This is a genomic window from Bartonella sp. AA89HNZF, from assembly GCF_042196905.1.
Taxonomy (GTDB): domain Bacteria; phylum Pseudomonadota; class Alphaproteobacteria; order Rhizobiales; family Rhizobiaceae; genus Bartonella.
In genome coordinates, this window is the sequence record NZ_JBHIRD010000018.1 from 1 (window position 1) to 23,585 (window position 23,585).

A 23,585-nucleotide genomic window follows, 5' to 3' on the forward strand; every position below is an offset into this window, starting at 1 on the left:
CCCAAGACCACAATCTTGTAAGGAGTTAACAGTTCATTATCGACAGCTTCCGCGAAGGTATAATGATGAAGTTGTTTGCCATAAAGGGTTTCATCGTCCATAGATGCCAAAACAGCATTGATCTCATCCGCTCGCCTTTTAGCAGTGTCACTAAAGATACGCGGCGTTGCTGTCATATACAGACGTTTTTTGCCCCGAATGATGCTGTTATCGTGAACCTTGATAAATTCAGATTCATTGTCTTCACTTCCCAATGAAGCCCCAGTTGTTCTATGGGCTTCATCACAGATGATCAGATCAAATTCGGGTAAACCATGCTCTTTTTGTGCATCCGAAATCACTTGGATAGAATGATAAGTTGAAAAGACCACGGTCATTGCATCTGCTAGGGATTCACAAGCTTCTTTAGCAAGGGCTTGTGCATCCGTGGTAGCAGGGAGAACAAGATCTGATGTTTCCATGCCAACAATATCATCTTGATTTTTACGGCGCTTGCCTACTTTCGTATCAGAACACACGGCAAAGGAACGCAACGGGACTTGTGCATCGGCTGTCCATTCACGGATTGTTTGCGAGACTAAAGCCAGAGAAGGTACCAGAAACAAAACACGCTTGCCTTTCCCAGCAAGGGTTTCTGCTATCTTCAAACTGGTGAAAGTCTTCCCCGTACCACATGCCATAATCAGCTTGCCACGATCTGCTTCTTTTAAACCTTCACAGACTTTCTTGATGGCTTCTTCTTGATGGGGACGAGGTTCTTTTGTTGACTTAAGAAGAACTTCTTTTTTGGTTGCATAGATTTGCCAATCTATCCGACTGTTTTCCATATGACGAAGGTCAATACGATAAACGGGTATCGCTTGTCCTTTAATCATAGCATTCACATTGTCACTTAATTCCACTTCCGTGCTGTCAACGAGAAGACGATATTTAAAGATGTCTTTTCCAGAGGCAGCGATAAAGCTATCAATATCCTTTTTACTGATCTGATGATCTGCTTTATAACATTTACACTGAATAGCGACATAGCCCTCTTGATGACGAAGCTTAGCAACCAGATCAATGCCGATATCATTTTTATTCCAACCTTCATGCTCTTGCGCCCATTCATAATAGGTTTGAACTTTTTCGTAGCGTCCATAATGAAGAGGGTCTTTTGTCAAATAAGCCATGACAAGGTTTTCAAACCATGTTCCTAATTCACGAAGTGATTTAGCTTGTTGACGATAATATTCCAACAGAGAGCGTAAAGTGACGTGTTTATTATCAGAGTTAACAGATTGCAGCATATTGTAATAAAAATCCCTTGCCTTATGATATGATCAATAATCATCAAAAGAATCAAAACGAATTAAATAAAATGCATTTAAAGCAAATAACGATAAAAATGGGAAAAAACTGCTAAAAAAGCCGATATTTTTTCAAATAAATTTCATAAAGGCTGCTTATCAACAGTCCATGACACAGCGTAAGATCAGCAGAATAGTAAAATTTGCTATTCATTTCACGGGTTAATCAAGATAAATGAACTAGGTTCTTTAAAATATCAGAATGAGTATTTTGATGAATTTATAGATAGGTTTTGAAGGTGTAAAAATCGTCAAAATCCCTACAAAATGTATATTATTGATTGAATTTAGAGGTTGTGTTATTAATATTGGTTGTTTTTTTAAGATCTATAAAATATTAACACATTGAAAAATAATGTTTTTAATTTTTATCGTTTTTTTATCTAAAAGGGGCAACCGTCAAAACCCAAAACCCCGTCAAAACCTATAGAGGTTGTGTTTCGGATATCTTTAGACACAAGGTTTAAAAGGACCTCTTTATGTCTCTTCTTTAAAAAATTATAAAACAAAAACCCTCAAAGATAATTCGTAAATCCTCTGTTGGTACAATAAGATCTTTGAACGTTTTAAGGATAACAAAAGATTACAATGACTTCATTGTTTGATGCTGTTGTTTTTAACGAAAGGGTGCCATTCATAACGTATGGTAGGTCGACCGCTTTTAGGGGTATTATCTCCAGAGATTTCACGAATATAGTTACAATGGCATAAAAGCTCTATAGCTTGTTTAACGCTTTGATTATCTTTTAAAGAAGTCCAATTTCTTTGATGAATATCGCGTAAAGTAAAAACATCGGGTAAATGATCACAGCGTTCAACAATCAATTTTGCACGCTCTGCTGTTACTGTATCCCCCGCCGCATAAAGACGTTTGGCATGACTTAACAGATATTTTTCCCATCGCAAGGCTGTTTGAAGGGCATCTTTATTGATTTCAAAACGTCCCCCTTCGGTTAATTCAAAAATCAACGCAAGGCTTGCTATGGTCTTTGGCATTTTTAAAAGATGCGCTTGTAAGCTTTCAGAAAGGTTATTCTCTTTAGCTTTTTTAAAAATCTTTTGCATCCACTCACGAAAGATCTCTTGAGCATCAGCAGAAAAACGCGTGACAAACGGGTATTCAGGAGAACTAAGGGGTTTATATCATAATGAGAACGTATTAAGCTAAAAGGAGATGCCAAATTCTCAAAGGAGAAGTGCAATGCACCTTTACGAGTTTTTTGGACTTCATGATTTTTTGTACAACATTATGCCCCCCAAGATTATGTGCCCTTAAGCAGCTACAGTCGTTGATACTATATCCTCAGCAAGCATTTGTTCATCTTGCACATATATTTTTAGTATTTTTAATAAAATTTTTTGGAAGATTTCTTGGTACGGCACGCGATACATCAGTGCTAACGTTCTCTTAAAAAACACACAGATAATTAATCAGCTTCAAAAAACAACCTTACCAATGAAGTACTAGCTAGAGGGTTGCATGCACAACGTAATAATGGCACACTAATTCCCACAAGCGTGCTTCACATATCGTACGCGTAGCCTGTACAGAGTCTACCGCTCCTAAATACTCAGACGTAATGCTACTGGATCGTACAGTGACCGCAGTTGCACCCTTAAACACCGGTTCCTACCATATCATAATGCTTGACAAAAGCATCATGCCATCATAGCAACCGCTTTGCGTAGGGGTTCCACAACATAGTTCTACAAATTGTTGACGCATTGCCAAGCTAACAGTTTTCTTGCCCACCTACGCCAATGAGACCATCACTATCCTCTTTTTGAATCGTAAAACAAAATGATTTCCCATGAGCGATAAACCATCTGCTCAAAGTCCAGATAGCTCAAACTCATAGCATTCTAAACCTTTAGGCTCGCTCTTCCCCCAAGGGGCATAGTCAGATATATCACTTCCCTCACCTATTCACGCGCTGGGATAAAAAAATCTGAAACTACGAGGCAACGCTGCATTTGTATGCAGCGTTGTTGTTAGGAATAAGCTTCTATTGAGATAGTTCTAATGGGAAGCACCCACAGCTAATGGTATAGGGATTAATTTGGATTCTTTCGAAATGCTATATATAAATTTAATGTGCCGCCCCACAACACACCACCAGTAAACCCACTTAAAAGACCAAAAAGAAGGTTAAAATCAAATGCATATTTCAAATCAGGTACAACCTTGAGAAAAACAATCAATGTGAATTTGATGACAAAAGCGATAAGAATAAATGTCAGCGTCAACGGCGTACCAGGCAGAATAATGAAATCCGTTCCCTCTTTGATTTTTAAACGCGCAGTAGCACGCCAGAGCAACCATCCAACGCCAAAGCCGATCATCAGCCCTGCCAACATTGAGACTGCTCCCCAGCGCGGGAAGGCCAGCTGGTTAATCACATCGCTTGCGCCCAAAAAAAGAAAGACTAACGGCAAGAGAAAAAGGCGGTAAACCTTCGTTTCCCTATCTTTCAATGCGATTATTCCCCTCGCGATGAGAAAAATAAGCAAAATCCAAGCCCATAAAGGGGTTCCGGTCAGAATGTTAAACAATGACATATTATGCTCCATGATGTTTGATGCGATAAAAATATTGCATGATGTTAGGAAGATATTTAGAAAAAAGAATACCAGCACAAATTAAACCCATAGTGATTAACCAAATCTGGGGGGTCCATGTAAAAAAAGCCACTAGAAGACCATTGGCAAAAAAGATGATTACCCAAATACATGTAATATATTTATTGATGAGATAAAATAGGATATGTTTGCGTTTTTCTTCAGAAACACTAGCACTGGCATAAAAAATGGTAAAGGGTTTCTTTACCAGCAAGCTAATCAATGAAACCAGAGCAAGTGACAGATAGCAAAAAACTGTGGGGTAGTTCAGTAAAAGTGTAGACCATCCAGCGAAATAATTAACAAACAGGACAATAAATGTCAGAATGTTAGTAATCATCACGGGTTCTCCCTGTCGGATAATTTTAATATTCACAGCAATAATGAACAATAAAATCACAGTTAAGATGAGAGAGCGTTCGACCAGAGTTAAAACGTTTCCATTGATAACCCAGGAGTAAATACTCCACGGAATAAAAGAGATTATTATGTTAAACATGGTGCATCCTCCTTTTTATATTTGATAGAAAACTTACCGCAAGTGCTTCGTTTTTTAGTTTCCGTATGAATATAAAAAACGCCACCCGGTTCACACTCTGTATCCTGTTTAATGGTCAACTGATAGGTATCTCCCGGATAAACTGCTTCAATGAACTTTACTTTTTTCAGCGCAACAGATGCGATATTTTTCGTCCTATCCTGCGTGGCTAAAGCCAGAACCATCTCAATCAATAGTGAACCAGGACATACGGCGCGGGAGGGGAAATGTTCCTCAAAAAGCGGGTGATGCGCATTAAAGGAAAAAGTACAAGAATCTCCGGTTATGGAGGAAATCTTACATAAATCGCCTAGTAATGGAAGAGCGACTTTCTGAGAACACGAGCCAAGGAAGTAGACTTTACTGACCATGATGATTACCTGCGCAAAAACGGCCTTTCCATTGTCATATGTGCTAGCCTTACAGTGAATACGGTAGGCCTCATTAATGCGTTCAATATGTCCTTCAACGCATAATCGATCGCTATAAAAATGGGTGGTAGAGAAAAACTGTTCAACCATAACAGGGAGATAGCGATAAGTGAGATCCGAGTTTTTAGCCTCCATGGTGGCGAATCGAACTGAAAACTGATGCAAGGCTTAGAGTAACAAGCCCTGTTTCAAATAGTTATGGGCTAACTCCCAGTGAGAAATATCGATTTGCCCGCAAGCACGCATCGGTGTGGTTAAGGTGATACTCTGACATATACCCAAGAAATTTGGCTCGGTGCGATGCTTTATAGCCATAATTTGGGGACCTTTTTATATTTTTTTCTTAAATCCTTTGATGATAAACCGAAGGAATGAGCGCTAAACCGCGCTTGATAGTGCGCGAGAAGTATCGGCATACGACAAACGAAAAAAGCCAACAATCCCAACTCAGGAGAAGCCCGATGTTTGCTCATGATGCTTGCAATTAGAAAATCGACATTGGGTTGCAGTCCTGTATTGTCCGAAATAGAGCGCACAAGCGAACTGAAGGGGCACATAGGCACCTGAAAGCGTGAAAAAAAGAAATAAACCCGGACATCCCATTGCATAATCGGGTGACCAAACCTTGGCCAGGGTTTGTCTTTGCAACAATGCGTTACTGCCGCCTTAAGATTCCCGGCTTCAATCTCATGGAGGATACCAGAAAGTCGCATGGTAGCATATTTGCAGGCTCCCATATGCCCGGGGACAATGGCACAAAACCCACCGATTAGTGCAGAAATGACGTCGCTCTTGATACTGGCAATAAATCTTACCATGGTGGTTGTGGGTGTCACAATACCAAACCCGCCCAGCAGTAGAGACATGCACCCGCAAAGCATATCAATATCCCAGTCGGAAGAAGCTTCCTTGCTAGTTAATCTTAACCAAAAAGCAAGCTCCAAGGTATTGCAATTTTCGATCGCCGGCAAATCGGAAAACTGTTGGGAAGAGCACGCCAATGCAATAATCCATGGCATCAGCAAGATAATTTTAAGACAACCACCGTCGCTTACGAGAGCCATGACCTTACCCTGAGCCGCCGAAACCTCAACTTGCGATAATAACATCATAAATCGCTGCGTTAAACTCAAAGATGGCAATACATTGATCAGTTGATGCATCGCTTGCAGTTTGGCTGTAGGATCCGTCTTTTGCAGTTCGGCGTTAGTATTCTGAATCAGCAGATCCATCTGTTCTTCATTAAAAAGGTTGCCGGTCAGTACAAACCATGCGTTCTGCAAATAACGGTTTTCATCGGCAATATCAATCAAATTACATCCACGAATAAACAATGCGTTATTATCTAAATCATAATTATCAATAACATCATCTGACATGATTTACTCCTGCTGCTCCGGTGACACGCTATAAAACCTGATGTTGACATTTATCGTATGCGAATTCCCTGATACAATTTCATTACACAAATTATCAAGTTGCATTACAGGACTCCCTTGCGTCATAAACTAGCAGGCATTTCCCTCTGGATGAGAAAAGCAAATCGCTATATTCGACGAGGGTGAGATTAATACGCCCGCGCTTTTTCATATAGGCTTCATAAATATCCGGCAAATGATAGATTTCCTCAGTTAGTTCGGACAAATCAAGGTCGTGAAATACTTCGCAGCAGATTTTAATATCCATAATCTCTTGTCTATCCGCGGATAAAGACAATACAATTTGAACAATTACATCGGGCAACCGTCGATTAATAATTTTGAATATTTTTTCATGGCTAATCAAATTTCCCATGAAATTAAAATCAATGGCATTGCGTTTAATACCTTCAAAATAGAGGTCACCATTTTCAACGGATAATGTGCCTATATCGCCCACGGAATATCTGATAAGTTTGCGCGAGGCATCGGGATCCAGTGATGTCACTAGCAGCCCTCTCTTATCTTCATATTCAAAGAAGAAATCATCGCTGAAGAGCTGGTACCGATTAAGCCGCCCTTCGGCGGACATACCAATGAAACCGCACTCCGACAAACCATATAAACCAATTATCCGCAGATCGGCGCCCAGCATCTCGCGCAGATAGTTTTCATGCACGCTCAGCATCGATTCACCGGTAAAGACCACTTTTTAATTGCCAGTGGAACCCCAAGGCTGAGCATGGCTTCAACGAACTGAACGATGGTGCTGGGCACACCAAACAGTACCGAGAGCCGTATTTTAGCCAGAAACTCGAAATGACTCTTCAGCAGCAGAGCAATATCGCCAACCGGCACAACATGTGCACGGCAATTTTTTAAAATTTCACACGCCAAGTAGTGTAAAGATGAAAAAAGATTAATCGTAAACAGGTTGCCAACAATATCCCCTGGGGAAAAAACCTGCCGCGCGCGCAGGTTACGAATTAAATTGCGCTCTGATGAGCTGATCCCTTCCTTACAGAATTTTAAACGAACGTTGGCCATTTTCATCGCCCCAGTGATGCCGCTTGTAGCACTAATCAGCATTGGTAAGTGTTCACCCGCAGAGTCCACTTGAGTCAAAGAACCACTATCACCAGTGGTCGAATAAACGCGTGTACTTATCCTAACCGAATCGCGGAAAGCAATGTAATCGAGTGCATGGCAGCCAGTTATTGCCGTTATACGTGGTTGCATTTTTGCATACATTTCAGCACAGAAATAATCCATGATAACTCAGACCTTTTTAATGAAAATTGCACAACCCAGAGCTGCTAGACCTTCTCCACGTCTCACTGTCCAGCTCATCTCACTAAGATCGCAGCCATATAAAAGATTGGTGATACCGGATAATGTAAATTTTTCTTCTGTGGACATAGCTGCCACACCGCATTCACGACGTGATTGGTTAAAAATACCCAGTGCTGTTTCTTCTGCATCAGCTAGGGGGTCATGGATGATAATACGACCGCCGCGGTCTAAAACACGGCACAATTCCTGTAATCCTTTTTTAGGTTCAGCCCAGTGATGAATTACGGAACGTGCATAAATCATTGAAAAGGAGTTATCGGGAAACGGTAAATTGCTGACACTGGCTTCAATAATGTTGAATGCATGCTGGTATTTTAACTCGGTACATTTTTTAACACAAAACTGAACCATACGGGGATCGATATCAACCCCGTAAAAGGAATAATCTGTGAGTTTTTGGGAGCGGTAAAGCTTGAAAAGCATGTGGCCAGTTCCCATGCCAATATCGAGAATTTTTTTCTTCGCAGAAGTAACACCAGATGCTTCTTCCAGAATTCTTTCCATCAAATACGCATTCCACGATGATGTACCTTCAGTAGCATACCTTTCATAGTGCTTAGGGGTGATATTTACCAATAAATCATTCATCACATATTCCTCTAAATGAAGCTAGTTATGGCATTGCCATAAACTCGTTAAAAACTAACTGGGTATAGAAACGGTTACGTCCTCATATAAGAGGTCATCTAAAATAATTGATTGCAAATATGCATCCAACAAAACAACGGTTATCACAGATTGACAAAGATAATAGCAGTTACAAATAAACGTCATCCCTTTAAACGCAAATATATTCCCAACGTACCTAAAAACACATCGCGTCCTGTCATATTCAACTAAAAAATAATCATTTATATCAAAAGTGCACGCCGAGATGGCGCATAATGCCTTATACAAGCTCTCCATGCAGCTAAATATTGTGGTGCATAGCCGATTATCCAGCACCTGCCCTGCTGGAAAGTCCGCGCATTTTTCACAGTAATCTAGCATAAATGGTCTCGGTAGTTTTTTTTCCTCAATAAATTCGATATCAACCCCGACAGACTGAATCCGCGGATCATTATTAAGCAACATAATACTTTTACTCCGTCCATGGCTCACAGAACTGTGTGACATCTTTACATCTGGCAAAATCCGTTTAAATATATCGACAAAAAGCACCTTCGCCATTTCACGTTGCAATATCATTCTCGATGTACGTCTCGTCGATACAGGCAAATAACGATGAAGCCTATCAATAGCTAAAAAATAGGTATAAAAAGAATGGCTCACAATGCACAGATAATTGTTTGCACGACGATTAACATACACTCTGCTCATATCATGAGCTTTATCTACATGGTACATTTTATTTTCCCTGTATTTGTCGTGGCAACTTTTCTGATATTTACTTTAAATGCATACTGATACCATTTATCAGTCAATAGTTTAGTAATGGCTTTAACCTGCTCACTATTTGCCGACATATCAAGGTTGAGATAAAGATCTCCGTTCTGTGCTTTTGAAAAGTAATGTCTTAAACATCCAGCACACTTAATAATGTCATTTGAAATCAGTTGAACTGAGATAAACTTACCATTGTGTTTAAACTCATTAACGGCTCTGGCTATCCAGTAATAGCATTCGGATTCATCTTTAACAAACAGGTCGCCGGAATCAAACCATTCATCACGCGGCTTTAATTTCAAGGAACTATCAACATAACCATCACACGCGAAAGGCGTTTTATAAAACATACGGCGCACTGAATCAGAAGAATCCGCCCGATCAATGGGGCGCAAATCAATTTTTATATCACTCACCAAAGCCTTACCCGGCGCTACAACGCCATATTTACTGGTTCTTTCAATATCGCGTAGCGAGCAGATCTTATTATTAAACAAGCGCGGTCCGGATTCGGTCTGACCGAAGTTATTCCATAACGTCGTACATGATGAGAGGATACCCGATGCTTGTACGGTGAGCAAACGGTCGGATGCATTCAAGATATTTTGCACATGGATTCGGCTTTTGGTAAAAATGTCGCTTACTGCCAGCATCCAGTCACCGATTAAAGGCAAGTTGGTAATGCTATAGTGCGAAACGAGTTCACCAATATTACTTATTTGAAATTACTTATTTGAAATTTTTCAAATACCAGTTTGCTATCCAATAAGAAGGCACATAGCATAGTAGAGAGACCATACATATACTGCACGGGGAAATAACACAATGAGCAATCTTCATTACTTAGTCCAAGAGATTGGCTCACCGCGAGGGCATTCTCAATCAGAATATTTTCATGATATTGAATCAACTTGGGCTTACTGGTTGTTCTGGAGGTACAAAAATAGAAATGCGCGCACGGATATGCTGTAAAATCAGCCAGATTTTCGTTCACAGTTGAAAAACAGTGATCAAACGCGATATTAATCCGGTGACTGATGATACTAATATTCCTAACTTCATGGCTTATTACAACAGCCGCAATGCAATTGGCATCAACCAGCATATCAACAATGTCTAAATCATGAATACTGACGATCCAAGCTTTCAATTTTAGCACAGACGCAACAAAATAGCTGATTAGACCTTCGAAATTATTTCTAATAACAAAAACAAACAACTTATTTTTCTCCTTTTGCGGGCGATCACGAAAATATCTAACTACGGTATCTGCACACCCTTTTGTCATCATGGTGACACCCTCTGCCGAATAATGACTGTGATGACAAATCACTTGCCAGTTTCTTTCTAATAAAGAATATATTGTTAGCATGAGGTGTCCCTTACAGATATTGTGGATTCCCTAAAACCAAGCTGCTTGCGCCACCACCCATGCCAAAAGAGTTTTTCAATGCGTATTTAAGCGGTCGGTACTGATGCTCCCTCACAAGCGCAATGCCAGCAGGCAATTGAGGATCGATTTCATCACAATTCAAAATTTTGGGCAAAACATTGTTCCGAAAAGAAACCAGTACACCCAAAATTTCCATCGCACCGGCAGCAGCAATCAGATGCCCGTGCCAAGATTTTGTCGCCACAATCGCCGGGTTGTGCGCGCCAAAAACCGTTCTGATTGCACTGGCTTCGTGCTGATCATTTTGTACTGTCGATGTCCCATGTGTATTCACAAAATCAATAGTGGTACGGTCAACATCCGCATATTCGATGTCCCGCTCCATCGACAGTTGCATTTCGAGATCATCTTTATGCGGCGCTACAATATGCTGTGCGCAAAGTGCACCGCCGTAACCCAATAAATAGGCCAATGGCTCACGCTGCCGCGCCAGTACGTTAGATAATTTTTCAATAACGAACAGACCTACGCCCTCCGCTAAAACAAATCCGCTGCGATGCCGGTCAAAAGGCCGCGAACGCCGTGGTCCACAGTAGTTTTGATCAGTCGATATCACTCCCATTTCTTCTAATCGCGCAAGGTATAAATCCATTATTGCACCACCATCTTTACGCTTAATAAAAATGCAAGACAGTTTCTATCAACCTATTTACAACAGCAATATTATCATGACAGCTATCACTCGAAGTTTATGATTATATTGTGAATAGTCACTCTGCTTTTGAATGAGGTATGAGACACTAATGCGTTAAGATTAATAAAAAGAGTAGCATTATTAATGATACCAATTACTACTCTGTTGAGATTATTAGCACTCGTTATTTATCTATTGGAACTTTTTCAACGAGTTATTACTATAAGCTTAGAAACCATGAAAGTCGTTAGAAACTTAGAGAAACTGGATAGATTTATGAAGTTAACTTACCTCATAAGGGTTTCTTGAGTACTCATTTAAAACTACAATCTATAAGTTAATCATTTTGTGTTGATGATATACAATCTTAAAAGGAATAATATATCATACGACCTCCTGAAAAGAGAGGATTTAAAATTTTGAAAATTCTTATTTAAATTGCTTTAAGACTTTTAAGAAATTCTCTATTAAACGAGATTAGATTTTTCTAGATTACCTTTAAGAGATTATATCACAATTTAAAATGAAGACTCTATACTATTCAAAAGTTTTTTAAGATTAGTTTGACATATTCATTTTATTGAAATGAAATAATAGAGATTGAGCTTCCTTTTAAACACATTTTATTTGTTGTATTTATATTAGGTTGTAATGTCTATATGGGCTATTTTTTGAAAAATTAACAATACCTAACATATGTAAAAATAAGCTTTTTCTCTAAAATACCAACGTGCAAAATTCAAAGTCTCACTAAAATCATAAGAAGTATTTATTCAGTGAGTTGAAAAAATTGATACAATCTATGTCATAGGTTTATCATTTATATTTTCAAAATTATAATCAACTGAATTGTAGTTTTGTTATTTTTGAGTAAATTTTTTATAGGGTGCAAATTGAAATGATAAATCGATATAATTGAAAAAACTTCATTAAAGGGAATTCAAATAATGTGTATATGTTATTCTTATAGGAAGATTTTTGAAAAAACGTGGGATAAAATTACGTTTCTTTTTTCTTTGTGTATTGAGTTTTCTCATGGCGGAAGCGTTTTTTATCCAAGATATGTATGGTATTTAAAATAATTGATGCACCCAATAGTGTTGATGAGTTTTTTAACAAAATAAGTATATAGATATCTTAAAATAGCTGGATGAGGTGATTTTAAATGGTAGAATTAAAGGCACATGCGGCTCTTTTAACCTATCGAATAATTGGTTTTTGCTTATGTCCTGTTATTCCTTTTTATTTATTTTTTCGTTCTATCCGTGGAAAAGAAGAGTGGTGTCGCAAAAAAGAGCGTTTAGGCAAAAGTTCTCATGCCCGTCCCCAAGGTTCGTTAGTTTGGTTGCATGCAGCAAGTGTTGGAGAAACACTTGCGCTTGTTCCACTTATTGATTATATTTTATCATTAGGAATCAATGTATTAATGACAACTGGGACGGTGACATCTTCCACTCTTGTAAAAAAACATTTTGGTCATCGGTTGATTCATCAATATGCTCCTTTGGATTTAGATTTTGCAGTGCGCCGTTTTATTCGTCATTGGAAGCCTGATCTCGTCTTAATTTGTGAATCAGAAATTTGGCCTCTTCGTATTAAAGAACTTGCAAAAATGCGTATTCCGCAGATTTTGGTTAATGCCCATATGTCTGAACGTTCTTTTAAAGCTTGGCAAAAACGACGTGTTCTTGCCAAACATATTTTTAAGGATATTGATTTGGCGATTGGTCAAAATGAAAGAGATGTAGCTTATTACCATACACTTGGCGTAAAATCTGTTACGTTTTCTGGTAATCTCAAGGCTGATGTTTTTCTGGTTGAAAATCAAGAATTGCTTGCACGTTATCGTAATGCTATCGGCAATCGCCCAGTTTGGGCTGCTGTTTCAACGCATGAAGGGGAAGAGGAGATTGCTTTTGAGGTCCATAAAATTGTTAAAAATTATTTGCCAGATTTATTAACAATTATTGTGCCTCGTCATCCTGAACGTTCAGAAGATCTTATCAGAAAATGCGATAATAAGGGGTTAAGTTTTATTCGTAGGAGTAGAGATGCTGTTCCAAACATGAATACCGATATTTTATGGGGAGATACCATTGGAGAAATGGGACTTTTTCTTCGCTTATCGAAAGTTTCTTTCGTTGGTAAATCCTTATGTGGAAATGGTGGACACAATCCATTGGAATTGGCTTTGCTTGGTTCCGCTATTTTGACAGGACCCCATGTTTCAAATTTTCAAGAGATGTTCAAACGATTTCTAACACATGATGCAGCATATATGGTTCAAGATACAAAACAGCTTGCTATTCAGGTGTATAAGCTTTTAACAAATGAAACATTGCGGCAAGAAATGGTTGATAAGGCTCATGAAGTGGCGACAGGTATGGCAGGTGCATTTGAGCGCACATTAAAGATTTTAGATCCATTTTTACAACCCCTTGTAATACAAACAGGTTTACGTCAGCGTCAGGGTAGATATGCATATTAGCGCCCCTCGTTTTTGGTGGAAAAATAAAAGCTTTTTGCGTTTTGTGTTAGCTCCAGTTTCATGGGGGTATGGTTATTTTTCAAGTCGTTTTATGACAAGACAGCCTCCCGTGATTGATCTGCCAGTTTTGTGTATTGGAAATTTTACATGTGGCGGTGCGGGTAAAACGCCGGTTGTTATTGCTTTTACAAAAGTGGCTAAAGAACTTGGTTTCGTACCTGGTATTGTATCTCGTGGTTATGGTGGATCAGTTAAAGGGGTACATCTTGTAAATGAGAAATATGATACTCCATATAGTGTCGGAGATGAGGCACTTTTACTTGCACGTCATGCTTTTATAGCTGTATCACCTAATCGTTATGCAGCAGCACAACGGCTTAAACAAGAGGGATGTAATCTTATTTTAATGGATGACGGATTTCAAAGTCGCCGTCTTTATATGGATTATGCGTTACTCGTTGTTGATGCGATGCGCGGTTTTGGTAATGGAGCTGTCTTTCCAGCAGGACCTTTGCGCGTACCATTAAAAACGCAGTTTTCTTTTATGGATAGTGTTTTATTGATTGGTCATTCCGATGCGCCTGATAATGTCGCTTTTCTTGTTTCGCGTACTGGAAAGCCTTTATATCGTGCTCATCTTAAAGCCAGTGCCTCTGATGAGGTTTCAGGAAAATCATTTTTGGCATTTGCTGGTATTGGCAATCCAGATAAATTTTTTAAATCTATTAAAGAATTGTCCGGTCATGTGGTGCAAACTTACATATATCCAGACCACTATTTTTTCACAGATAAAAATTTAAAAAGCCTTATACAAAAGGCTAAAATGCACAATTTATGGCTAGCAACAACAGCTAAAGATTATATCCGTATACAGACAATTCACACGCAAAAAGGTTTGAAAAATCTTATTGTCTTTGATGTGAATGTCGATTTTGTTCAAAAAGACTTCTGTCGTATGGTCCTTGAAGAGGTCATGACCCGCTTTAGAAAACGTTCCCTTGAATTTTCTTGTCTAAAAGGCAAAGGCTAAATTTGTAGCTTTCGAGGGGTTATTTTTCTTTTGTTTTTAATAATTGCTTGAGATATGGGTTGCACTCAAGTTCACGCTGATAGGATATTTCACAACTAGCATATGCTTCTTGGCGGTGATGATTCCAATATTTTAAATCATCTATAGGGATTTTTTGCCCGCTAACAGCACAAATGGTATAGGTACCATATTCTATAATGTCATATCCGTTATTAGAATAATGAATTTTTGCTTCGCGTTCACCATTGGGAAACATTATAACTCCTTTTTACTTGATACAAGAGATTCAAGAAAAGTGCCATAAAATATATTATAAAGTCGAGAGTTAATTTTAAAATATTTTTCTTGTAAAAATGATGAAGAGCTTATTTTCTGCCAAAAAGCCGTTCTATATCTGCCAATTTGAGTTCAATATAAGTAGGGCGTCCATGATTACATGTACTTGTATTAGGTATTGCCTCCATTTGTCGTAATAGTGTGTTCATTTCTTCGGGGCGTAAAAGGCGCCCTGACCGTATTGAGCCGTGACAGGCCATCGTTGCTGCAACATAATCAAGCATTGCTTTTAAATTGTTTGTTGTATCATACTCAGCGGCTTCATCTGCAAGATCTTTAATAAGAGCTTGGACGTTCATCTCTCCTAACATGGAAGGGGTTTCACGCACAACAATTGCTCCTGGTCCAAATGGTTCTATGCCTAATCCAAATTTTTGCAAAGCATCTTTATGCGTTAAAAGGCATGTTGCATCCTCTTCAGAGAGTTCTACAATTTCAGGAATAAGTAATAACTGTGAAGGAAGTGGTTTGGAATAAAGTGCATTTTTGAGTGCTTCATAAACTAATCGTTCATGAGCTGCATGCTGATCGACAATGATCAAACTATCTTGTGTTTGGGCGATAATATAGTTTTTATGAATTTGTGCTCTGGCCGCTCCTAGTGGATAAGATAACTCTTCTGATGAAGGTATCGTGCTTGGAATGTATGCATCTCCACTTGGTATATTTAAGCCCTCCATAATAGGAGTAGCATCTTCTTTTAAACCAAAAGAACTAGTAATATCTAAGGGTTTGTGAATCATTGAAGCGCTGGTAAAATGATGAGGCTGTGGGCTATAAGAAGAGAACTGGTGAGTGTTCTTAAAATTGCCTGATGGTTGTTGTGCCAATGGTTGTTGTATTTGAAATGCAGCTAGCGTTGCTTCAGAACGGGTTGAAGTCGGACGAATACCAGATTGCTGCAATGCTTCACGAATAGCTCCAACGATCAAACCACGAATTAATCCTGGGTCACGGAATCGTACATCAGCTTTGGCTGGATGGACATTAACATCTACCTCCGCAGGTGGGAGATCAATAAAAAGAATAGCGACAGGATAACGATCACGGGGCATGACATCAGCATAAGCACCTCGGAGTGCACTCCATAGAAATTTATCACGCACGGGACGCCCATTAACATAAGCAAATTGATGTAGGCTGTTATTTCGGTTAAAAGATGGCAAACAAGCAAAACCCGTTAAGCGCACTGCTTCGCGTTCAGCATTCAGCGCAATGCTATTAGGGGCGAATTCTTTTCCCATAATTTGCGTAATACGTTGTAATTGTCCTTGAGTATTATTTTCTGTAGCAGACAGTTCTATAGATGTTCTGTCTAGTCCTGAAAGAGAAAAGCGGATATGTGGAAATGCGATAGCAATTCGCTTAATCATATCGCTAATAGCACTTGTTTCAGCCCGATCAGTTTTCATAAATTTTAATCGTGCCGGTGTGACAAAGAAAAGATCACGAACTTCAACAATTGTTCCAGGATTTGCAGCAGCTGGCTTGGGACCTACAATTTTTCCTGCAGTAACGGAAATTTCAGCAGCGCTCTCAGCATTTTTTGTTCGTGAAGTGAGTTTAAGTTTCGCAACGGAACCAATAGAGGGGAGGGCTTCTCCTCTAAACCCAAGGAAGCAGATATTGTGTACATCATCGGTAATCTTTGAGGTACAATGGCGAGAAACTGCTAGAGTTAACTGATCTGCAGGAATCCCACAACCATTATCACTAACTTTGATAAAATTTTTTCCACCATTTGCTGTAATGATTTCAATGCGCGTTGCATCAGCATCAATAGCGTTTTCAACAAGTTCTTTGACAACATTTGCTGGTCGTTCAATAACTTCACCAGCGGCGATTTGATTAATAATATTTTCGCTAAGATGGCGTATAATCATAATAAATTCTAACAGGAATCTTAAGGGTTTATAAGAAATTATGATAACACCATTTGCGCGACATTCAAGAATAAGAGAGCATGAAAATATTATTTTTACAATACCTCTTGTTTACTTTTAAAGAGAGGCAAAATGTTCTTCATTATTCAAAGTATTTTATTTTATGTTAACAAATCAGTTTGAAAAAACAAAAAAATAGTTTTTATCACCTTAAAAATGGCTTGCACCAACGGATCATCTAGGTCAAAAAGAAATACAGTAAAAAGGGAAGGCAATATATGGCGCGTATAAGCGGTATTTTAGCAGATAGTGATATACAAGCTTTGATTGATAATAACTTTCTCAAGGCTCAGTATCCATTTGATAGATCTCAAATACAACCAGCAAGCCTTGATCTTCGTTTAGGGGAGAAAGCTTATCGTATACGTGCTTCTTTTATGCCGGGTTCTGATGCAAAAGTTTTGGATAAGCTTGAACGGTTAAAGTTGCATGAGTTTGATTTACAAGACGGAGCCGTTTTAGAAACGGGGTGTGTTTATATTGTTCCTCTTTTGGAAACTTTAGCTTTACCAGAATTTTTATCTGCTGTTGCCAATCCCAAAAGTTCTACGGGGCGGTTAGATGTTTTTACACGTGTCATTACGGATAATGCTCAGGAATTTGATAAAATTTGTGCTGGTTATCATGGTCCACTTTATTTGGAAGTTAGTCCACGAACATTTCCAATTTTGGTACGTACTGGCTCACATTTATCACAGCTTCGGTTTAGAAAAGGGCAAAGTTATTTAAATGAAATTGAGTTGCACACTTTGCAAAGGCAAGAAACACTGATATCGGAAGATCTTCCTAATATTAGTGCTGATGGTATTGGACTTTCCATTAATTTAAAGGGAGATGAAAACGGGCTTATAGGTTATCGTGGTAAACATCATACAAGCGTTATTGATATTGATAAACGCGCCGTTGCTCACGTTTTAGATTTTTGGGAACCTCTTTTTGATCGAGATCACAGAGAGCTAGTTCTTGATCCTGATGAGTTTTACATTTTAGTTTCACGAGAGTCTGTTCATGTGCCTCCGCTTTATGCCGCAGAAATGACTCCTTTTGATCCTTTAGTTGGTGAGTTTAGGGTGCACTATGCAGGCTTTTTTGATCCAGGATTTGGGCATATGGAAGCGGGTGGAAAAGGAGCAAGAGCGGTTTTAGAAGTGCGAAGCCATGAAGTTCCTTTTATCTTAGAGCATGGCCAAATGATTGGTCGTTTGGTCTATGAACATATGCTTAATCGGCCCTCAACCCTTTATGGACATGATGTTGGATCACATTATCAAGCACAGGGTTTAAAGTTGTCTAAGCATTTTAAATGAGTTGGAAACCACAAATTTTGATAACATGTACGCAGGAAATATATTGTGAATAAAAGAAAAGTTTTTGTTCTTTAAAAAACCGGCGCCATGCATTTTCCAAGATTAGGGCTTTGTATTTGAGAGGATATGAGAGGCATTTTTATTTCTTTTTTCAAGAGATTCTATCTATACGAAATCCATTTATGATTGTGCAAAAGAATAGTTTTGATTATCTCATCATGACAAAATTTACAATGAAAGAAATTTACTATATTCAATATGTTATTCATATTTACTATTATAATAAATCAATAGGTTACTAAAATTCAATAGAGCTAATAAATAAATTTTTACTCCAGTTTAGTAACAATTATTTTCAATAAACATTGTTCTAATTTTAGTAACTCATTTATAGCCTCAAGATATAATATTGCTAGAAAATTATTCAATTAAATATGAATAGTTTCTATTGGTATGAACATTAAAAGTTTTTATGCTTTATGTGCATTAGGCACTATATATTTTTATAAACTTTTATGAATAAGTAAAATATCTCAATTTTGAATATTGATATACGAAGATTTCTGCATGTATGCGACAGCTTTATTTCCAGTATTAATAAAGGATTTTTTCATCTTTTGGGGGGGATGATTTATACTTAATGACACTCTATATTCTTAATAACTGATAATGTAAGGATCTTTGGGGAGAGACGCGACTTTAAATTATAACTAATTAAGCTACGGAGCAATCGCTTTCGAAGAGGGATTGCTTTAAAGAGAGTATAACATTTTAATTGCACATGAAGAATATATGAGTAGATACGTTATTAATGATACTTCATACTGTGAGATTTTAAATTTGGATAAGAGCAATAAAGACGTTGTTTTTATCAATTAGTTTTTTTAGAAAGTTGCAGTCTCTGTTGCTTCTATCTATTCAATAGAGTGCTTTGGGAGAATAGCGAATAGGTAGGTACATGGATTCGCTTTTATGCGTTTTAGGATGTTTTCTCTTTTCATTTAGAAACAATGGTGCCATCAATGATTATTTCTTCAACACTTGATTATCGTAAGGCAGCAAAGCGTCGTCTTCCTCCCTTTCTTTTTCACTATATTGATGGTGGGGCTTATGCTGAAGAAACGATGCGACGTAATTGTACAGATCTTCAAGCACTTGCACTGCGTCAAAGGATTCTATGCCACGTTGGTGAAGTTGATCTTTCAATCAAGCTTTTTGATCAGACACTTGGTCTACCGATTGTGCTCGCACCTGTTGGGCTAACGGGCATGTATGCACGTCGTGGAGAGGTAAAAGCAGCGCGTGCTGCAGTGGCAAAAGGGATTCCTTTTACACTATCCTCTGTTTCAGTTTGTCCTATTGCGGAAGTGCAAGAAGCGATTGGAGGTGCATTTTGGTTTCAACTTTATGTTCTCAAAGATCGCGGTTTCATGCGTGATGCACTAGAACGGGCTTGGTTGGCTGGTGTACGCACGTTGGTTTTTACAGTTGATATGCCAATTCCTGGTGCACGTTATCGTGATGCGCATTCGGGTATGTCTGGTCCTTATGCTGGTTTACGTCGTTTTTTACAAGCTTTGACTCATCCATATTGGGCTTGGAACGTTGGTGTTATGGGGCGCCCTCATGATCTTGGAAATGTTTCCATTTATCTCAAAAAGAAGATTGCATTGGATGATTATGTTGGTTGGCTTGGTGCAAATTTTGATCCCTCAATTGGTTGGCATGATCTACAATGGATTCGCGATTTTTGGAAAGGAAAAATGATTTTGAAAGGTATTCTTGATCCAGAAGATGCGCGAGAAGCCGTACGATTTGGTGCTGATGGTATTGTTGTTTCCAATCACGGTGGACGCCAGCTTGATGGTGTATTATCAACAGCACGAGCGTTGCCTGAAATTGCAGATGCTGTAAAGGATCATTTGACTATTTTAGCAGATTCTGGTGTTCGTTCTGGTCTTGATGTTGTACGCATGATAGCACAAGGTGCGGATGCTGTTATGATTGGCCGTGCTTTTGTTTATGCGCTTGCAGCAGCAGGTAAGAAAGGTGTTATGCATCTCCTTGATCTTTTTGCCAATGAAATGCGGGTAGCTATGACACTGACTGGTACTCAGACAATCAAAGATATTACACGCAAGAGTTTAGTAAATATAGATGTTTTTAAGCAATGAAAGAAATATGTTATACTTCTTTCAGAAAAAGAAAGTATTTTTATAGAGGAGCATAATTATATATTTTAAAAATATGTTGACAGTTAAAGTTAAATAGAAAATATCAATAAGCTCCTCTATAAAATCACAGAAAATACTCAATAACTACAGTAATATTAAATATTATTAATAATAATAAACACGAAAAAAAACAATAATAACATTGCATACATATTTTATTTACTTTATTAAAAGCTCATTCTACGGATAAAAAGGAACAAGCGCTGATATTAAAGGTAAAACAACTGTTGATATAGAAAAAGTAGCTATAAATAATGCTGTGAGCATTTTTCCCTCCTGTATATAAAAAAACATTAAAATATAATATATTAATTACTTCTTTTCCACATTGGCATAAAACGTAAATTTATAAAATCCATTTAGTTTTATTTTAATATAGAATAATATTAGTTATTGTATATAAATAAAACTACTAAAAATGTCAATATGTATTTATTATAATCTATAATTATAATAAAAATGTATCTAATAAATAATATTTCTATAATCTATATATTATTTATATTAAGTTCATTGGATAATATATTATATGGATATGATATTGTTTTTATGGAGTACGTTTTTAAGCAATGAAAAAATATCCGTACTATCTTTAAAAAAGCTCGTTTACTGAGAGAAAAACTGCGTGAATTAATGTGCTTTTCTTTCTTATTTTCTTGCATCCTCAATGATTTATGATGTTTTTGAACTGGCGAGCATATTAGGAAGCAGTTGAATATTTTTTGTATAGTATGTCATTTCTAACACTATTTATGCGTCCTCGATTGATTTTATAACTTGTTAAAATATCCAGTTCGTTTTTATTGCAGATGGGGATGGTGGGGGGGCCTAATGATACAAATTGGCATAGAATGTTTTGTTCCATAAGCGATTTAACAATTGCATCTCCAAGTTTCTCCTTTGATACTATGCTCTTCACAGACAACAACAGATTGGTGAGATTGGCATAACTCTAGCACTGATCTATTATCTCAAAGTTGAATTGTTGGCACACTTGTAAGCGTTGGGATAACTTCATGTTTTTTGAAGCTCTTCAGCAACATCAAGACAAATCTGAACAGTTTCTTCAGTAGCAGGTAAGAGAACATCTTTTCCTTTTTTAAACAGAAGTTTTGCTGATATCAATTTTTGAAGCATTTTTATGAATATTCATAACAGAACGCTTTCCTAAACCTATATAAATGGGTACAAGATTACTTAGAGTAGAAAGAATTACAGTTTCCATTTGATCGAATTACTACTCATAAGTAATTGGATAATATTTACTTTATCGCTGAATAAAAAAGAAAAGTTTTTCTCTCTTTAAATAGAGGATGGATTGTCATCTAGCCAATCGGGATAGTTTGCGAGAAATTTGTTCGATGCAAAACGACTTAACATTGCAGTTACTTTTTATCATTTGAAGCTGTGAAAAGAAGGCTAGATAGATGAAAGAATGTAAAAAATGATGGATACATTTTAAGATAAAAAATTATAATTTTGTTAATTCCACACAAGTTGCTGCTGATATTGGTGACAAAAGAAATTCGATCAAAAAAATATCAAAATTATTTGAGGACATTCCTCATGGCATGTAGACTAAACCTTTTTGTTGGTATGAGTGATATTTTCTTTGAACAGAAATTGATTCTATCCCCTGAAATCAGCAATAATCTCTCAGGTTATGTCGTAAACTTTTTAGGGATGTTACAACGCCACTATCGTCCTTTTGTAAAAATTTAGCATTTTAGATGAGCAGTTGTGAGGAATTTCAACGTTTAATACAGCAAGATCCAGAAACTCTCACGGATTTAGAACGGGCTTCAAGATTTTTATATTTACAGCGATTAAGTTTTAGAGGGAATGTAAATCGTACGATGAGAGTAGAAACCCATCGTAGCGCGCAGGGGCTTAAGCTCTTCCAATTTGAAGGCGTGCTAAAACTTATTTTCCACTGTTTAGCAGGTGTTAGCATTGAACATTTAGACTGGTCTTATTTTATTGTGCGTTATGATCGCCTAAAAATCTTGTTTTATCTTTCACCACTTTAATTGTGGTTTTGAGGGTTATTAAAGAAAAGATTTTTATAAGTGGAAGGATTATCAGCCGATGTCTAAGCTGCTTGTATAAATTAAAAGGGAGTTTTTTGTCTTTAAACAATATGCTAGAAATTCAAAAAACTTTAGTTAATTTCATAAAAGAGGTTACACCATCTTATACAGACTGCTCTGCAAATAACACAATTTCTGGTAAGGAATGGGGCATCACCAATTTTGATTTCTAGAAAAGAAACAATACGTATTAAATAGTCTTTAACTTGCAGACTTTTTGAGAATCCTTTCAGAATCTTTTGAAAAAAGTGAACTGATAGAAGATATTTCTATCAAAATATAAAAACTTTTCTAACAAGTTAGGAATAAATCTAGAAATATATATTAAATATAAAAACAGTGCGATATGCAGGATGTCTGGGCTTTAGAAATAAGAATCAAAGCGTATAAAGATGCATAGAGGTGAGATTGAGACATATCATTTTTATGATTCAATAAAAAATAAAAATTAAAGAAAAAATTCTATATCAAAAATTTAAGGTGGTTTAAAAGGTGGACGGGCAATGCATGGAAGGATGAGTGAGAAGGTGAATTAGGGGAGAGTGATTTATAGATTATCAGTATCTTTATAAAAGTATCTTCTCAAGATAAATATTGGGATGAAATAAGATTGTGGTTGAATGTTCGAAAAGATAATACGCGCTCTTAACTTTTCCGTTATACACATCACAATAAACGCCGTGAAAGAAACGGTCCTATTACAAACTTTCTCTAAAAGCAGTACATGAGTTTGCAAGATATTACAGTAATATTTTAAAAGAAGGATTTTATTTCAGGAAAAAATTATCTTAAAATAGTAAAGCAATATTTTTCAAGAAATTGCTAGGCAACTTTTGAAAGTAAAAAAGCTAAGTTAAAAAATAAAAGCAAAAATGGTTGTTGGTTTTCTCAATTGGAGTTGCATGTCATTTCCCATATAGGGAATTTACCTATAGAAAAATTAACAGCCAAGATCATTCACAATGTTTTCCCGCCA

The 23,585-nt window shown here is 37.3% G+C and carries 20 protein-coding genes and 1 pseudogene; 6 read left to right on the plus strand and 15 right to left on the minus strand.

What is annotated here, in order from left to right; all coding sequences use genetic code 11:
* From ACFIN0_RS07640 to ACFIN0_RS07695, 12 genes and pseudogenes are all read right to left on the minus strand, one after another.
* On the minus strand, nucleotides 1-1,289 hold a 1,289-nt coding region (locus tag ACFIN0_RS07640; protein WP_375702252.1), incomplete at its 3' end, for a DEAD/DEAH box helicase family protein.
* A 654-nt stretch (nucleotides 1,290-1,943) separates the two neighbouring features.
* Nucleotides 1,944-2,453, minus strand: a pseudogene (locus ACFIN0_RS07645) (DUF3987 domain-containing protein); the annotation flags it as partial.
* Between the two features lie 951 nt (nucleotides 2,454-3,404).
* Complete coding sequence (locus tag ACFIN0_RS07650; protein WP_375607526.1) at nucleotides 3,405-3,908, minus strand: hypothetical protein; 504 nt, start codon at nucleotides 3,906-3,908, stop codon at nucleotides 3,405-3,407.
* A gap of 1 nt (nucleotide 3,909) precedes the next feature.
* Nucleotides 3,910-4,308 carry a hypothetical protein gene (locus tag ACFIN0_RS07655; RefSeq protein WP_375615137.1) on the minus strand — a complete coding sequence of 133 codons (399 nt, stop codon included), beginning with the start codon at nucleotides 4,306-4,308 and terminating at the stop codon, nucleotides 3,910-3,912.
* A 146-nt stretch (nucleotides 4,309-4,454) separates the two neighbouring features.
* Nucleotides 4,455-5,072, minus strand: coding sequence for a hypothetical protein (locus ACFIN0_RS07660; protein WP_375702253.1), 618 nt, complete (start codon nucleotides 5,070-5,072; stop codon nucleotides 4,455-4,457).
* A gap of 170 nt (nucleotides 5,073-5,242) precedes the next feature.
* Complete coding sequence (locus ACFIN0_RS07665) at nucleotides 5,243-6,316, minus strand: citrate/2-methylcitrate synthase (protein WP_375702254.1); 1,074 nt, start codon at nucleotides 6,314-6,316, stop codon at nucleotides 5,243-5,245.
* A gap of 94 nt (nucleotides 6,317-6,410) precedes the next feature.
* Nucleotides 6,411-7,064: a hypothetical protein gene (locus ACFIN0_RS07670; protein WP_375702255.1), complete on the minus strand. Its 654-nt coding sequence runs from the start codon at nucleotides 7,062-7,064 to the stop codon at nucleotides 6,411-6,413.
* A complete protein-coding gene (locus ACFIN0_RS07675) occupies nucleotides 7,037-7,627 on the minus strand; it encodes a hypothetical protein (protein ID WP_375702256.1) in 591 nt (196 codons plus the stop codon). Before ACFIN0_RS07675 ends, ACFIN0_RS07670 begins: the two co-directional genes overlap by 28 nt.
* A gap of 6 nt (nucleotides 7,628-7,633) precedes the next feature.
* Nucleotides 7,634-8,212, minus strand: coding sequence for a class I SAM-dependent methyltransferase (locus ACFIN0_RS07680; protein ID WP_375686731.1), 579 nt, complete (start codon nucleotides 8,210-8,212; stop codon nucleotides 7,634-7,636).
* Between the two features lie 830 nt (nucleotides 8,213-9,042).
* The gene (locus ACFIN0_RS07685) at nucleotides 9,043-9,768 is read right to left on the minus strand and encodes a hypothetical protein (RefSeq protein WP_375702257.1); all 726 of its coding nucleotides are present in this window, start codon (nucleotides 9,766-9,768) and stop codon (nucleotides 9,043-9,045) included.
* A gap of 41 nt (nucleotides 9,769-9,809) precedes the next feature.
* Nucleotides 9,810-10,466, minus strand: coding sequence for a hypothetical protein (locus ACFIN0_RS07690; protein WP_375610840.1), 657 nt, complete (start codon nucleotides 10,464-10,466; stop codon nucleotides 9,810-9,812).
* Between the two features lie 10 nt (nucleotides 10,467-10,476).
* Nucleotides 10,477-11,139 (minus strand): hypothetical protein, encoded by a 663-nt coding sequence (locus ACFIN0_RS07695; protein ID WP_375610839.1) that lies wholly within the window; start codon nucleotides 11,137-11,139, stop codon nucleotides 10,477-10,479.
* A gap of 1,207 nt (nucleotides 11,140-12,346) precedes the next feature.
* On the opposite strand from ACFIN0_RS07695, the gene waaA reads away from it, so the two are divergent.
* Nucleotides 12,347-13,669 carry a lipid IV(A) 3-deoxy-D-manno-octulosonic acid transferase gene (waaA, locus tag ACFIN0_RS07700; RefSeq protein ID WP_375702258.1) on the plus strand — a complete coding sequence of 441 codons (1,323 nt, stop codon included), beginning with the start codon at nucleotides 12,347-12,349 and terminating at the stop codon, nucleotides 13,667-13,669.
* Complete coding sequence (gene lpxK / locus ACFIN0_RS07705; RefSeq protein WP_375702259.1) at nucleotides 13,659-14,699, plus strand: tetraacyldisaccharide 4'-kinase; 1,041 nt, start codon at nucleotides 13,659-13,661, stop codon at nucleotides 14,697-14,699. Before waaA ends, lpxK begins: the two co-directional genes overlap by 11 nt.
* 19 nt (nucleotides 14,700-14,718) lie before the next feature.
* On the opposite strand, the gene ACFIN0_RS07710 is transcribed toward lpxK, so the two are convergent.
* Complete coding sequence (locus ACFIN0_RS07710) at nucleotides 14,719-14,955, minus strand: DUF2093 domain-containing protein (RefSeq protein ID WP_375608064.1); 237 nt, start codon at nucleotides 14,953-14,955, stop codon at nucleotides 14,719-14,721.
* A gap of 109 nt (nucleotides 14,956-15,064) precedes the next feature.
* Complete coding sequence (mutL, locus tag ACFIN0_RS07715) at nucleotides 15,065-16,918, minus strand: DNA mismatch repair endonuclease MutL (RefSeq protein ID WP_375702260.1); 1,854 nt, start codon at nucleotides 16,916-16,918, stop codon at nucleotides 15,065-15,067.
* Nucleotides 16,919-17,196: 278 nt separating this feature from the next.
* On the opposite strand from mutL, the gene ACFIN0_RS07720 reads away from it, so the two are divergent.
* The gene (locus ACFIN0_RS07720; protein ID WP_375607382.1) at nucleotides 17,197-18,285 is read left to right on the plus strand and encodes a 2'-deoxycytidine 5'-triphosphate deaminase; all 1,089 of its coding nucleotides are present in this window, start codon (nucleotides 17,197-17,199) and stop codon (nucleotides 18,283-18,285) included.
* A 1,022-nt stretch (nucleotides 18,286-19,307) separates the two neighbouring features.
* Nucleotides 19,308-20,459 carry an FMN-dependent L-lactate dehydrogenase LldD gene (gene lldD, locus ACFIN0_RS07725; RefSeq protein WP_375607383.1) on the plus strand — a complete coding sequence of 384 codons (1,152 nt, stop codon included), beginning with the start codon at nucleotides 19,308-19,310 and terminating at the stop codon, nucleotides 20,457-20,459.
* 1,074 nt (nucleotides 20,460-21,533) lie between these two features.
* On the opposite strand, the gene ACFIN0_RS07730 is transcribed toward lldD, so the two are convergent.
* Nucleotides 21,534-21,656 (minus strand): hypothetical protein, encoded by a 123-nt coding sequence (locus tag ACFIN0_RS07730; protein ID WP_375607384.1) that lies wholly within the window; start codon nucleotides 21,654-21,656, stop codon nucleotides 21,534-21,536.
* A gap of 429 nt (nucleotides 21,657-22,085) precedes the next feature.
* Between ACFIN0_RS07730 and ACFIN0_RS07735 the strand changes: the two genes are divergently transcribed.
* Together ACFIN0_RS07735 and ACFIN0_RS07740 are read left to right on the plus strand one after the other, a co-directional pair.
* A complete protein-coding gene (locus ACFIN0_RS07735; RefSeq protein ID WP_375610833.1) occupies nucleotides 22,086-22,241 on the plus strand; it encodes a hypothetical protein in 156 nt (51 codons plus the stop codon).
* Nucleotides 22,242-22,249: 8 nt separating this feature from the next.
* A complete protein-coding gene (locus ACFIN0_RS07740; protein WP_375610832.1) occupies nucleotides 22,250-22,549 on the plus strand; it encodes a hypothetical protein in 300 nt (99 codons plus the stop codon).
* Nucleotides 22,550-23,585 lie beyond the last annotated feature (1,036 nt).